The 12,422-nt window shown below is 63.9% G+C and carries 11 protein-coding genes; 6 read left to right on the top strand and 5 right to left on the bottom strand.

What is annotated here, in order from left to right:
- Positions 1-21: 21 nt before the first annotated feature.
- Together K0P03_RS19210 and mepA are read right to left on the bottom strand one after the other, a co-directional pair.
- Positions 22-402 carry a methylglyoxal synthase gene (locus K0P03_RS19210; protein WP_023514161.1) on the bottom strand — a complete coding sequence of 127 codons (381 nt, stop codon included), beginning with the start codon at positions 400-402 and terminating at the stop codon, positions 22-24.
- Between the two features lie 103 nt (positions 403-505).
- Complete coding sequence (gene mepA / locus K0P03_RS19205; protein ID WP_443020564.1) at positions 506-1,576, bottom strand: penicillin-insensitive murein endopeptidase; 1,071 nt, start codon at positions 1,574-1,576, stop codon at positions 506-508.
- Between the two features lie 182 nt (positions 1,577-1,758).
- Here mepA and K0P03_RS19200 point away from each other — a divergent pair, with 182 nt between their 5' ends.
- The 5 genes from K0P03_RS19200 (at position 1,759) to K0P03_RS19180 (ending at position 8,642) form a co-directional block, all read left to right on the top strand.
- Positions 1,759-3,609, top strand: coding sequence for an extracellular solute-binding protein (locus K0P03_RS19200; RefSeq protein WP_272790350.1), 1,851 nt, complete (start codon positions 1,759-1,761; stop codon positions 3,607-3,609).
- A 153-nt stretch (positions 3,610-3,762) separates the two neighbouring features.
- A complete protein-coding gene (locus K0P03_RS19195; protein WP_272790349.1) occupies positions 3,763-4,839 on the top strand; it encodes a microcin C ABC transporter permease YejB in 1,077 nt (358 codons plus the stop codon).
- A complete protein-coding gene (locus K0P03_RS19190) occupies positions 4,839-5,978 on the top strand; it encodes an ABC transporter permease (protein ID WP_023515701.1) in 1,140 nt (379 codons plus the stop codon). The genes K0P03_RS19195 and K0P03_RS19190 overlap by 1 nt, the downstream gene beginning before the upstream one ends.
- Positions 5,975-7,609: an ABC transporter ATP-binding protein gene (locus K0P03_RS19185; protein ID WP_050742764.1), complete on the top strand. Its 1,635-nt coding sequence runs from the start codon at positions 5,975-5,977 to the stop codon at positions 7,607-7,609. Before K0P03_RS19190 ends, K0P03_RS19185 begins: the two co-directional genes overlap by 4 nt.
- A gap of 73 nt (positions 7,610-7,682) precedes the next feature.
- The gene (locus K0P03_RS19180) at positions 7,683-8,642 is read left to right on the top strand and encodes a 2-hydroxyacid dehydrogenase (RefSeq protein ID WP_023515699.1); all 960 of its coding nucleotides are present in this window, start codon (positions 7,683-7,685) and stop codon (positions 8,640-8,642) included.
- A gap of 27 nt (positions 8,643-8,669) precedes the next feature.
- Here K0P03_RS19180 and K0P03_RS19175 read toward each other — a convergent pair whose 3' ends face one another.
- From K0P03_RS19175 to K0P03_RS19165, 3 genes are all read right to left on the bottom strand, one after another.
- Positions 8,670-9,524, bottom strand: a complete 855-nt coding sequence (locus K0P03_RS19175; RefSeq protein WP_050742766.1) for a C40 family peptidase — start codon at positions 9,522-9,524, stop codon at positions 8,670-8,672.
- 23 nt (positions 9,525-9,547) lie between these two features.
- Positions 9,548-9,898: a MarR family transcriptional regulator gene (locus K0P03_RS19170; protein ID WP_023515697.1), complete on the bottom strand. Its 351-nt coding sequence runs from the start codon at positions 9,896-9,898 to the stop codon at positions 9,548-9,550.
- Positions 9,899-9,965: 67 nt separating this feature from the next.
- A complete protein-coding gene (locus K0P03_RS19165; RefSeq protein WP_050742767.1) occupies positions 9,966-11,357 on the bottom strand; it encodes a leucyl aminopeptidase family protein in 1,392 nt (463 codons plus the stop codon).
- 135 nt (positions 11,358-11,492) lie between these two features.
- Between K0P03_RS19165 and K0P03_RS19160 the strand changes: the two genes are divergently transcribed.
- Complete coding sequence (locus K0P03_RS19160; protein ID WP_130517990.1) at positions 11,493-12,308, top strand: tetratricopeptide repeat protein; 816 nt, start codon at positions 11,493-11,495, stop codon at positions 12,306-12,308.
- Positions 12,309-12,422: the final 114 nt, after the last annotated feature.

The following is a 12,422-nucleotide window of genomic DNA, read 5'->3' as shown; positions in this document are numbered from 1 at the left end:
TCGTTTCCGGTGAACGTGCCGTCAAACGGCGGCAAAGTCGAGCAGATGTTCCGCCGTCGCACGGTTCAGCGCCATCGGAATGTCGTAGACGATGGCGAGCCGCATCAGCGCCTTGACATCGACGTCGTGCGGCATGGGGGTCAATGGATCGACGAAGAAGATGAGCAGATCGACCTCGCTCGTCGCGATCAGCGCACCGATCTGCTGATCGCCGCCGAGCGGGCCGCTCTTGAGACGGGTGACGTCGAGACCCGGGCAAGCCTCCAGCACCCTGCCGCCCGTCGTACCAGTCGCGACGATTTTCGCCTGCGCCAGCACCCTCTCGTTCTGCAGCGCAAAGGCTGCCATGTCGTCCTTCTTTTCGTCATGCGCGATGAGCGCGATGCATTTCTGGCGCGACATGGGCGTTCCCTGCGATTTTAAATCGATTTGAACGCCTTATACAAAAGCGGCAGCGGGTTGAAAAGCCCCGACCAGACACGCCCCTCATCCGCCTGCCGGCACCTTACTGAAGCGGCCGCGGGATCGGGATCGGCACGATGGCCGGAAGCATCGTGTCGGCGGCGATCACCGATTCGATCGTGCGGCCGGCACTCTCGCCACCGCCGGAGAAGGCGAGTGCGGTGGAGGAAACGCCGCCATTGCCTCGATAGGTCACCTCCTGCTCGGAGGTCGGTGAAGCGCTGGCCAGCACCGTGCTGCAGGCATTCGGCAGGTCGGAGAGCTTGACATAGCGTGGCTTGACGGGCTTGGCGTCCTTCTTCGGCGTCGGCTTTGCCCACGGCTCCTTGGTGAACCACCAGGCGAGCGACTGGTCGCAGCCATCGCCGGCCGGAACGCGCGCCTGCGGCTTGCAGCCGGCCGCGCCTTCCGGGCATTTGATGCGGATATGGAAGTGCTCGTCATGGCCGTAGATCGGCCGCACCTTGCCGAGCAGGGAACGATCGCCCTGCCAGGTCTCGCACAGCTTCTTCTTGATGGCCGGGTTGACGAAGACGCGATCGACCTGCGGGTAGCTTGCCGCCTTCATGACGAGGCGGGCATGGGTCGAGGTCCAGCGACGCGAATCGACCGTCAGGAACTTGCTCTTGTCGAGCATGGAGGTGAAGGGCAGCTTTTCACGCTCTTCGGCCGAAAGCCGTTGGTCCGGCATGGGCGTGAACCAGATGTCGGCATCCAGCCCAACCTGGTGGGAGGCATGGCCCGACAGCATCGGCCCGCCGCGCGGCTGGGAGATATCGCCAAGCAGCAGTCCCGGCCAGCCGAGCTTCTGCGCATCCTGCGAAAACTGCTCGATGAGCGCAATCATGTCGGGATGACCCCAGCGCCGGTTGCGCGACAGGCGCATGGCCTGCCAGGACGGGCCGTCCGTCGGGATCGCCACCGCACCGGCGATGCAGCCCTTGGCATAGGAACCATAGGGGCTCGCCGCCATCTTGGCCGGCAGGCGCTTTGCGCCGAACAGTTCCTTGGCCGGCCGCTCCTCGGCGGCAAGCGGCCCGGCAAGCGCGGTCAGCGCAAGGCCGGCGGCGAGGAAGCAGGTGGTCAATCGGGAAAGCATGGAATGCACAGGCATCGTCCGGTCTGAAAATCGCAATCGCTGACGAAAGGTTAAAGGATCATCCTTTCGCGGAAGTGAATCGTTGCCCGGAATAGGCACGCCAAAAACCGCCGCTTTCATGGCAGGCCTGTCATTTGCCCGGATTTTGCCTATTCTCTGGTTCACGCTTCGGCAAACGAAACGAAAGGGATTTTGGCATGCAGGCAGCCTCCGGGAAAATCGTGTTCACCATCGCCATCGCCCTGTCGCTGGCGGCCGCGACCGGTGCAAGGGCCCAGGAGGCAAAGGAGCCCGTCTGGCGCACGGGTATCTCGACGATCGGCGAATTGAAGCGTCCGAACGGCTTTGAACGCTTCGACTATGTCAATCCGGATGCGCCGAAGGGCGGCGAGCTGAAAATGTCCGAAACCGGCACATTCGACACCTTCAATCCCGTTCTCTCGAAGGGCGAGGCTGCGACAGGCGTCACCTCCCTCGTCTTCGACACGTTGCTGAAATCCGCCGACGACGAGATCACCGCCTCCTACGGCCTGCTCGCCGAGGCGGTCTCCTATCCTGACGACATCGCCTACACCACCTTCCGCCTGCGCCCGGAGGCGAAGTGGGCCGATGGCCAGCCGGTAACGCCCGAGGACGTGATCTTCTCCTTCGACAAGTCGAAGGAACACAATCCGCTTCTTTCCAACTACTACCGCCATGTGGTTTCCGCGGAAAAGACCGGCGAGCGCGATGTCACCTTCCGCTTCGACGAGAAGAACAACAAGGAGCTCCCCAACATTCTCGGCCAGTTCCCGATCGTGCCGAAGCACTGGTGGGAAGGAACCGATCCCAAGGGCTACAAGCGCGACATCAGCCGCACGACGCTGGAGCCTGTCATGGGCTCGGGCCCCTACAGGATCGCATCCTTCCAGGCAGGCGGCTCGATCCGCTTCGAACTGCGCGACGACTATTGGGCCAAGGACCTCAACGTGAATGTCGGCCAGAACAATTTCGGCGTGATCAGCTATACGTTCTTCGGCGACCGGAATGTAGAGTTCGAGGCCTTTCGCGCCGGCAATGTCGACTTCTATCGCGACAACAGCTCCAGCCACTGGATGACGGCCTATGATTTTCCAGCCGTGAAGGATGGCCGCATCGTGCGCGAGGAGATCGAAAATCCGCTGCGCGCCGTCGGCATCATGCAGGCCTACGTGCCGAACCTGCGCCGGGAACGGTTCAAGGACCAGCGTGTGCGCGAGGCGCTGAACTACGCCTATGATTTCGAGACGCTCAACCGCAATCTCTCCTTCGGCAGGCTCAACCGCATCGACAGCTACTTTTGGGGCACCGAGCTTGCCTCCTCCGGCCTGCCGGAAGGGCGCGAAAAGGAGATCCTCGAAGAACTGAAGGACAAGGTACCCGCTTCCGTCTTCACCACGCCCTACACCAATCCCGTCGCCGGCGACCCGAAGAAAACGCGCGAGAACCTGCGCAAGGCCATGACGCTCTTCAAGGAGGCGGGTTACGAGCTCAAGAACCGGAAGATGACGAACATCAAGACGGGCGAGCCGTTCGGCATCGAGATCCTGCTCTCCAACCCCTCGCAGGAACGCACGGTCCTGCCCTACGTCAAGAGCCTCAACGACATCGGCATCGACGCCCGTATCCGCACGGTGGACGCCTCGCAATACACCAACCGCGTGCGTGCCTTCGACTATGACATGATCTACGGGATCTGGGCCCAGACGCTGGTGCCGGGCAACGAGCAGAGCGACTACTGGGGCTCTGCCTCCGTCGACCAGCAGGGCTCGAAAAACTATGCCGGCATCGCCGATCCCGCGGTCGATGAACTGATCCGCCGCATCATCTTCGCACCGAACCGTGCGGAGCTCGTGGCGACGACCCATGCGCTCGACCGCGTCCTGCTCGCCCATCACTATCTGGTGCCGATGTTCTATTCGAAATCCCAACAGGTCGCCTATTGGAACCACCTCGCCCGTCCGGCGGAGCTGCCCTATTACAGCCTTGGTTTCCCGGATGTCTGGTGGTCGAAGAATGCCGTGAAATGAGCCGGGGCTTGCGCCATGCGGCGTCCTCGGCTCCATATAGCGATGACGAATCACCGCCGCGGACAGCGGCGGCAGAACGGAAGGGTTGGGCTTGACCGACTGGACTGCGCCAAAACAAGAAGACGGACGACAGGCTGCGATGGGTAGCTGCTGATGGGCGCGTATATCCTTCGCCGCCTCCTGCTGATGATCCCGACGATCTTCGGCATCATGGCGATTTCCTTCGCGATCGTGCAGTTCGCCCCGGGTGGCCCTGTCGAGCAGGTGATTTCCGACCTTACCAGCCAGGGTTCTGGCGACCGCCTCTCCGGCAGCGGCGGCGACCTGCAGAATATCGGCCAGGACAGCGCCTATCGCGGTGCACGCGGCCTCGATCCGGAATTCATCGCCAAGCTGGAGAAGCAGTTCGGTTTCGACAAGCCGCCGCTCGAACGCTTCTTCACCATGATGTGGGACTATCTGCGCTTCGATTTCGGCGAGAGCTTCTTCCGCAACACCTCGGTGATCGATCTGATCGCCCAGAAGATGCCGGTCTCCATCTCGCTCGGCGTGTGGATCCTCGTCTTCTCCTATGCCATCTCCATTCCGCTCGGCATCCACAAGGCCGTGAAGGACGGTTCGGCCTTCGACGTCTGGACCTCCGGCATTATCATTGTCGGTTACGCCGTGCCGAGCTTCCTCTTCGGCATCCTCCTGATCGTGGTCTTTGCCGGCGGCTCGTTCCTCGACTGGTTCCCGTTGCGCGGCATCGTCTCGGACAATTTCGACAGCCTCGCCTGGTGGCAGAAGCCGCTCGATTACATGTGGCACATGACGCTGCCGCTGATCACGCTGTTGCTCTCCGCCTTCGCCACGACGACGCTTCTGACGAAGAATTCGTTCATCGACGAGATCAAGAAGCAATACGTCACCACCGCGCGCGCCAAGGGCCTGACCGAGCGGCAAGTGCTCTACGGCCACGTCTTCCGCAATGCCATGCTGATCATCATCGCCGGCTTTCCGGGAGCCTTCATCTCGGCCTTCTTCACCGGCTCGCTGCTCATCGAATACATCTTCTCGCTCGATGGCCTCGGTCGCCTCGGCTATGATTCCATCGTCCGGCGCGACTATCCGATCGTCTTCGCAACGCTCTTCATCTTCTCGCTGATGGGTCTCCTCGTCAGCCTCGTCTCCGACCTCATCTATACCTGGGTCGATCCGCGCATCGATTTCGAGCGGAGGGACGTGTGATGAGCGCCGTCACGGAAACAGCACCGGTCGCGCCGCCGAAGAAGGGCCTGTTGAACCCGACGAACCTGCGTCGCTGGGAGAATTTCAAGGCGAACCGCCGCGGCTACTGGTCGCTGTGGATCTTCCTCGTCATCTTCGTGCTCAGCCTGTTCGCCGAGTTCATCGCCAACGACCGGCCCGTCCTCGCCTCCTACAAGGGCGAGATCCTCGTTCCCGTCCTTGTCGACTACCCGGAGGAGAAGTTCGGCGGGTTCCTCGCCGAGACGGACTATCGCTCGGATTTCATCACGGAAGAGATCAACGCCAACGGCTGGATGATCTGGCCGCCGATCCGCTACTCCTACAACACGACGAACTCCAACATCCCTCATTCCGCGCCGACGAAACCCTTCTGGCTGATGTCCGGCGAGGAGCGCTGCGCCGGTTATCCAGGTGGCGCCGGCGACCCGAACTGTACGCTCGCCAACCTCAACTGGCTCGGCACCGACGATCAGGCGCGCGACGTGCTCGCCCGCGTCATCTACGGTTTCCGCATCTCCGTGCTGTTCGGCCTGGCTCTCACCATCGCCTCTGCCATCGTCGGCGTGACGGCCGGTGCGGTGCAGGGCTATTTCGGCGGTTGGACGGACCTTCTGATGCAGCGCTTCATCGAGATCTGGTCCTCGATGCCGGTGCTCTATATCCTGCTCATCATCGCCGCGATCCTGCCGCCCGGCTTCTGGATCCTGCTCGGCATCATGCTGCTCTTCTCCTGGGTCGGCTTCGTCGGCGTGGTGCGCGCGGAGTTCCTGCGCGCCCGCAACTTCGAATATGTGCGGGCCGCCCGCGCGCTCGGCGTCGGCAATGCGACGATCATGTACCGGCACCTCCTGCCGAACGCGATGGTGGCGACGCTGACCTTCCTGCCCTTCATTCTATCGGGGTCGATCACCACGCTCACCTCGCTCGACTTCCTGGGCTTCGGCATGCCGCCGGGTTCACCCTCGCTCGGTGAACTGGTCGCGCAGGGCAAAAACAATCTCCAGGCGCCGTGGCTCGGCCTGACCGCCTTCGTCGTCATGTCCCTCATGCTGTCGCTGCTGATCTTCGTCGGCGAAGCGACGCGTGACGCCTTTGATCCGAGGAAGACCTTCCGGTGAGCGCTCCCGAACCCCTCCTCTCCGTCCGCGACCTCTCCGTCGCCTTCCACCAGGGTGGCAACACTTCGCTTGCCGTCGACCGCGTTTCCTTCGACATCCGTCGCGGCGAGGTCGTGGCGCTTGTCGGCGAGTCCGGCTCCGGCAAGTCCGTGACCGCCAATTCGATCCTGAAGCTGCTGCCCTACCCGGCCGCCAGCCACCCCTCGGGCGAGATCCATTTCAACGGCGAGAACCTGCTGAAGGCCGACGATGCCGCGCTGCGCGCGGTGCGCGGCAACGACATCACGATGATCTTCCAGGAGCCGATGACCTCGCTCAATCCGCTGCACTCCATCGAGCGGCAGATCGGCGAGATCCTGAAGCTGCACCAGGAGATCGAAGGCCCGGCCGCCCGCGCAAAAACGCTCGAGCTGCTCAACCAGGTCGGCATCCGCGAGCCGGAAAAGCGCCTCGCCGCCTATCCACATGAGCTTTCCGGCGGCCAGCGCCAGCGCGTGATGATCGCCATGGCGCTCGCCAACCGCCCGGAGCTGCTGATCGCCGACGAACCGACCACCGCGCTCGACGTCACCGTCCAGGCGCAGATCCTGGAACTCCTGAAATCGCTGAAGGTCGAGCACGGCATGTCCATGCTCTTCATCACCCACGACCTCGGCATCGTCCGAAAATTCGCCGACCGGGTCTGCGTGATGACCAAGGGCAGGATCGTCGAGACCGGCCCCGTCGAGGAGATCTTCTCCAACCCACAGCACGCCTATACCCGCCACCTGCTCGCCGCCGAGCCGAAGGGCGAGCCCCGCCCGGGCGACGATAGCCAGCCCGTCGTTATCGAGGCGGAGGACGTCAAGGTCTGGTTCCCGATCAAGGCGGGCTTCCTGCGCCGGGTCGTCGATCACGTAAAGGCGGTCGACGGCATCGACGTCACGCTGCGTGCCGGCCACACGCTCGGCGTGGTGGGCGAGTCCGGTTCCGGCAAGACGACGCTTGGCCTCGCGCTGACGCGGCTCATCGCCTCGAAGGGCCGCATCGCCTTTGCCGGACAGGATATTGCCGGACACTCCTTCAGCGAGATGCGCCCCCTGCGCCGCCGCATGCAGATCGTCTTCCAGGATCCTTTCGGCTCGCTCTCGCCGCGCATGTCGGTCGCCGATATCGTTGCAGAGGGCCTGAAGGTTCACGAACCCTCGCTTTCCGAGGCCGAGCGCGACCACCGCGTCGCCTTCGCGCTGGAAGAGACCGGCCTCGACCCGGCCACCCGCTGGCGTTACCCGCACGAATTCTCCGGCGGCCAGCGCCAGCGCATCGCGATCGCCCGCGCCATGGTGCTGAAGCCGGAATTCGTCATGCTCGACGAGCCGACCTCGGCGCTCGACATGAGCGTGCAGGCGCAGGTGGTGGAGCTCCTGCGTGACCTGCAGGCAAAACACAATCTCGCCTATCTCTTCATCAGCCATGACCTCAAGGTCGTGCGTGCGCTCGCCAACGACATCATTGTCATGCGCGGCGGGCAGGTGGTGGAGAAGGGACCGGCGAAGGATATCATCGAACGGCCAAGCGAGGCCTATACCAGGGCGCTGATGGCCGCCGCCTTCAATCTCGAAGCGGTCCGCAACGAAAGCATCCGTCAGTAGAGCCTTTGTTTTTACGCATTGTCCGACGCCGAAGCGATTTTGCTTCGGCTGAAATGCTTCAGCAGGAACCAGCATGCAGACGAAAAGCCCCGTCATCATCGATCTGAAATTCGACCAGGAACAGGTCGCCACTGCGCTGAAAGGCGCCTTTGCGGACCGCGAGGTGATCAACCTCCAGCATCCGGCAAATCGCAACCGCGACCTCTCCGGCATCGACTATGCCGTGGTCTGGAAGCCCGGCGCCGATCTCTTTTCGCGGGCGAAAGACCTGAAGGTGGTGTTTTCCGGCGGCGCGGGCGTCGATCATGTGCTGACGCTGCCAGACCTGCCCGCGGTGCCGCTCGTGCGCTTCGTCGACGAGACGCTGACGACGCGCATGAGCGAGTGGGTGGTCATGCAATGCCTCCTGCATCTGCGCCAGCACCAGGCCTATGAGGCACAGCGGGAAAAGCGCGTCTGGCGCGAACTCGCCCAGCCGGAAGCGAAGGACATGACGATCGGCATCATGGGCTTCGGCGTTCTCGGGCAGGATTCCGCCGCCAAGCTGAAGACGCTCGGCTTCAACGTCATCGGCTGGTCGAAGAGCGGCCGCAAGATCGACGGCTTCGAGATCTTCGACGAAGCCGGGCTCGACACCTTCCTCGGCAGGACCGACATCCTCGTCGGCCTGCTGCCGCTGACACCGGAGACGAAGGGCATCTACAATACCGGGCTCTTCACCCGCCTCAGCCGCAAGGGACCGTTCGGTGCGCCGGTCTTCATCAATGCTGGCCGCGGCGGCAGCCAGGTGGAGGCCGATATCGTCGCTTCCCTCAACGACGGCACGCTGCACGGCGCCTCGCTCGATGTCTTCCAGCAGGAGCCGCTGCCGCTCGAAAGCCCGTTCTGGGCGATGGACAAGGTGTTCATGACGCCGCACGCCTCGGCGGCATCGGATGTCGCAGCACTCTTCCGCCATGTCGCAACACAGATCGAACGGCTTGAAAGCGGGAAACCGCTGGAGCATCTGGTAGATCGCAGCGCAGGGTATTGAGGCCCGCCGAAGCCGGCCCGATATGCGTCAGGGCCGGCGGTAGCCGGTCGGCTGCTCGTAGAGCCAGCCGATGCGCTCGATGGCTGCATCCAGCCCCTCACGCGCCACGCTCATCGTGTGGCCGTTGGCGTGGATGATGGTCGCGTCGTCTTCCATGATCGCGACATGGCCCTTCCAGAAGACGAGGTCGCCGCGACGAAGCGCGGCACGCTCGATCGGCGCGCCGAGGCCGGCGGCCTGCATGTCGCTGTCGCGCGGCGCGGTGCGGCCCGTCATCATCATCGAAAGCTGCACCAGGGCGGAGCAGTCGAGGCCGAAGCCCGAGCGGCCGCCCCACAGATAGGGCGTCTCAAGGAAACGTCCGGCGATGGCGACATAGTCGTCCCCCGCCCTCTCCCCGACGGCAAGGCAGTGGCTGGCAACGACAGACTGACCGCTTGCGAGCGTGAGATAGCGGGTACCGCGCGTTTCGCTTTCCCCGACTGCCGTTATCCGGCTACCGATCGACAGGGCAAAGGCAGCGGGTGTGCGCAGGTCCGGCCCGGAATAGGCAAAGGTGCGTGGCACGGCGACGACATGGGTCGCCGCAGGCGCGTCCGCATCGAGCGCCATCTCCGGTAAATACCCGACATATCCGTCGAAATCGGATTTCACCCAGGCCCAGCCTTCCGCCCGGTCGAGCACGCGCACGCCTTCACCGAAGAGGAGTTCCGTATCAATGCCGGCGGCGGCATCCGGCCGGGGACGCAGCGCGACGACGGGCTGCACCACGAGGGCCGGCGTACCCGTGACATAGTGTTCGGCCGGAACGGTGCCGCGCAGCGCTTCCTCGGCAAGATCCGGGCGGAAGGCGTTGAGGCGGCGGTCGGGAAGGGCGTTCATGGATCTGGTCTCGCGGTGCCGGTTCAGGGGGTCTGTGCTCGGCCCCGGGCGATGATGAGGTCGCCGAGGCGTTCGAGATAGAGCGCACCATCCACGGTGCGCTTGATGATGACATTGCGGCGATCGCGGTCGTCGCGCATGCGGGTAACGAGGCCCTGCTCGCCCATCGTGTCGAGCGCGCGGGTAATCACCGGCTTGGTGACGCCAAGCTTCGCCGCCAGCCCCCGCACCGTATGCGGCGGGGGCACCAGATAGATTTCCAACAGGATCGCCAGCTGGCGCAATGTAAGGTCGCGCCCGTCCTCATGGACCTGTTGCAGCGTCACCTCGTGCCAGAGGCCGAGCGCCTGCGATGGGGTCAGATCTAGCGGCACGGCGTCTCCGGGTACGACGGCATTTTCGTTACGATACCGTATCGTTTCCCGGAAGAAAAGCCGTGGCTCAGGCCGCCGCCTTGCGCAGGTGATGATAGAGCGCGCGGATGGCCTGCGCCTCGCCGCCGACAGGCGAATGCGGCCGCTCGGCCTGTGCCCAGCCATAGATGTCGAAATGCGCCCAATGCTTGTTGCGGGTGACGAAGCGCTTGAGGAACAGCGCCGCGGTGATCGACCCCGCCATGCCGCCGGCGGGAGCGTTGGTGAGATCGGCGATGCGGGCGGAGACGTCCTTGTCGTAGCCCATATAGAGCGGCATGCGCCACATCGGATCATCCACCGTCAGGCTCGCCTCGGTGAGGTCGTGGGCAAGGTCCTCGTCGTCGGTGAAGAAGGGCGGCAGGTCCGGGCCGAGCGCGACACGGGCGGCGCCCGTCAGCGTCGCCATGTCGACGATGAGGTCGGCCTCGGCCTCGTCGGCATAGGCAAGCGCGTCGGCAAGGATCAGCCGGCCCTCGGCGTCGGTGTTGTCGATCTGCACGGTGAGGCCCTTGCGGCTCTTGTAGATATCGCCAGGGCGGAAAGCGTTGGCCGAGATCGAATTCTCGACGACCGGCAGGAGCACGCGCAGGTCCACCTTCAGCTTGGCGTCCATGATCATCAGGGCAAGGCCCATGACATTGGCCGCGCCGCCCATGTCCTTCTTCATCAGCAGCATGGACGCGGCCGGCTTGATGTCGAGGCCGCCGGTATCGAAGCACACGCCCTTGCCGACCAGCGTCACGCGCTTGTGACCCTTCTTGCCCCAGGTGAGCTCGAGCAGACGCGGGGCCTGTGCGGAGGCGCGGCCGACCGTGTGGATGAGCGGGAAATTCTCCTTGAGGAGATCATCCCCCGTGATGACAGAGACCTTGGCCTTGTAATGCTCGCCGAGCGCGCGAAAAACGTCTTCAAGCGCTTCCGGGCCCATGTCGTTGGTCGGCGTGTTGATGAGGTCGCGGGCAAGGAAGACGCCGGCGAGCTGACGCTTGATGTCTGTCGCATCGGCATCGCTGGGGATGAGCAAGGTCGGGGCTTCCGAGGCGGAGGCCTTGTAGCGCTCGAAACGGTAACTGCCGAGGCCGTAGCCGAGCGCGAGGCGATTGGCCGTCAGCGGAGCGGTCTCGATATGCCAGTCGCCGGCCGGCAGCGCACGGGCGAGCTTGCCCGTCAGGAAGGGTGCGTCGGACGGATTCTTGCCGAGGCCGAACAGGGCGCCGCCGAGATGGCCGTCCGCCGTCGGCACCATCAGCAACGCCCCGGACTCCGCCTTAAAACCGGCCTTCTTCGCCCAGTCCAGCGCGATGGGATCGATCGTCCCCGTCTCGATATGGGCCGGGGTGATCGCGAAAATCGGCAGCGTCTTGCCGTTCTTGGTGTTGAAGGGAGAGGGCCGGTCGATGTACTGGAAGGGGGCCATGGCGGAACCTTTGGGCAGGGCTTGAGAATCAGGCGATTAACACTCTGTTAGGGTTAACAGATTATTGCTGGAGCGGAGATTGCGGCGTGATTCCTTGACCGCCGCGACCTGCGGAAATCGCTTCGGGGACTTGTCATGGCCGCTTCGCTCACACGTTTGTCATTCCGTTCCGGGCTTCTGAGAGGCGCAGCCCTCGTCGTCATCGCCACTGCGGTGGCGGGTTGTGCGGGCAAGAGCAACCTCACGACCGGCTCCATTCCGAAAATGTCGAAGCCGGTTTCCGAGATGAATGCGACGGAACTGCGGGGGGCCGCCGAGACGATCGGCCGGGCCTACGAGAAGAACCCGAAGGACCGCACGGTCGGCATAAACTATGCCAATGTACTGCGCATGAACGGACGCAACGATCAGGCGCTCGCCGTCATGCAGCAAGTCGCCATCAACAATCCGAGCGACCGCGACGTGCTCGCCGCCTACGGCAAGGCACAGGCCGCCGCCGGCCAACTCGAACAGGCGCTGAACACGATCCTGCGCGCGCAGACACCGGACCGGCCGGACTGGCGGCTGAAATCGGCCGAAGGCGCGATCCTCGACCAGCTCGGCCGTGCCGGCGAGGCACGCGGGCGTTATCGCGAGGCGCTCGACATCAATCCGAACGAACCTTCGGTCCTGTCCAATCTCGGCATGTCCTACCTCCTGGCAAAAGACCTGAAGACCGCGGAAACCTACCTGCGCTCCGCCGCCTCGCAGCCCGGTGCCGACAGCGGCGTGCGCCAGAACCTGGCGCTGGCCGTCGGCCTCCAGGGCCGCTTCCAGGAGGCCGAGACCATCGCCCGCCGCGAGCTGACCACCGAACAAGCCGAGGCGAATGTCGCCTATCTGCGCTCGATGATGACCCAGCAGAACGCCTGGAAGAAGCTCGCTGCCGACGACAGCGGCAACACCAACTGATCTCCTCGACCGGGATGCGCCCACGGACGCAAAACCGCCGCACAGTTTTGTTGCAATAGCCTTGATACTTGCTCCCAAGCACGACCTCGCCCCGGCAGACATCTCGACCGGGGC

The organism is Shinella sp. HY16, assembly GCF_028534175.1.
Lineage (GTDB): Bacteria > Pseudomonadota > Alphaproteobacteria > Rhizobiales > Rhizobiaceae > Shinella.
Note: the sequence above shows the minus strand (reverse complement) of the source record. Positions and strands in the feature narration are given on the sequence as shown.

Bases quoted from the DNA above. Each gene is read 5' to 3' on its own strand.
- K0P03_RS19210 (WP_023514161.1), bottom strand. From the start codon at position 402: ATGTCGCGCCAGAAATGCATCGCGCTCATCGCGCATGACGAAAAGAAG.
- K0P03_RS19160 (WP_130517990.1), top strand. From the start codon at position 11,493: ATGGCCGCTTCGCTCACACGTTTGTCATTCCGTTCCGGGCTTCTGAGA.
- K0P03_RS19165 (WP_050742767.1), bottom strand. From the start codon at position 11,357: ATGGCCCCCTTCCAGTACATCGACCGGCCCTCTCCCTTCAACACCAAG.
- K0P03_RS19180 (WP_023515699.1), top strand. From the start codon at position 7,683: ATGCAGACGAAAAGCCCCGTCATCATCGATCTGAAATTCGACCAGGAA.
- mepA (WP_443020564.1), bottom strand. From the start codon at position 1,576: ATGCCTGTGCATTCCATGCTTTCCCGATTGACCACCTGCTTCCTCGCC.
- K0P03_RS19175 (WP_050742766.1), bottom strand. From the start codon at position 9,524: ATGAACGCCCTTCCCGACCGCCGCCTCAACGCCTTCCGCCCGGATCTT.
- K0P03_RS19200 (WP_272790350.1), top strand. From the start codon at position 1,759: ATGCAGGCAGCCTCCGGGAAAATCGTGTTCACCATCGCCATCGCCCTG.
- K0P03_RS19190 (WP_023515701.1), top strand. From the start codon at position 4,839: ATGAGCGCCGTCACGGAAACAGCACCGGTCGCGCCGCCGAAGAAGGGC.
- K0P03_RS19195 (WP_272790349.1), top strand. From the start codon at position 3,763: ATGGGCGCGTATATCCTTCGCCGCCTCCTGCTGATGATCCCGACGATC.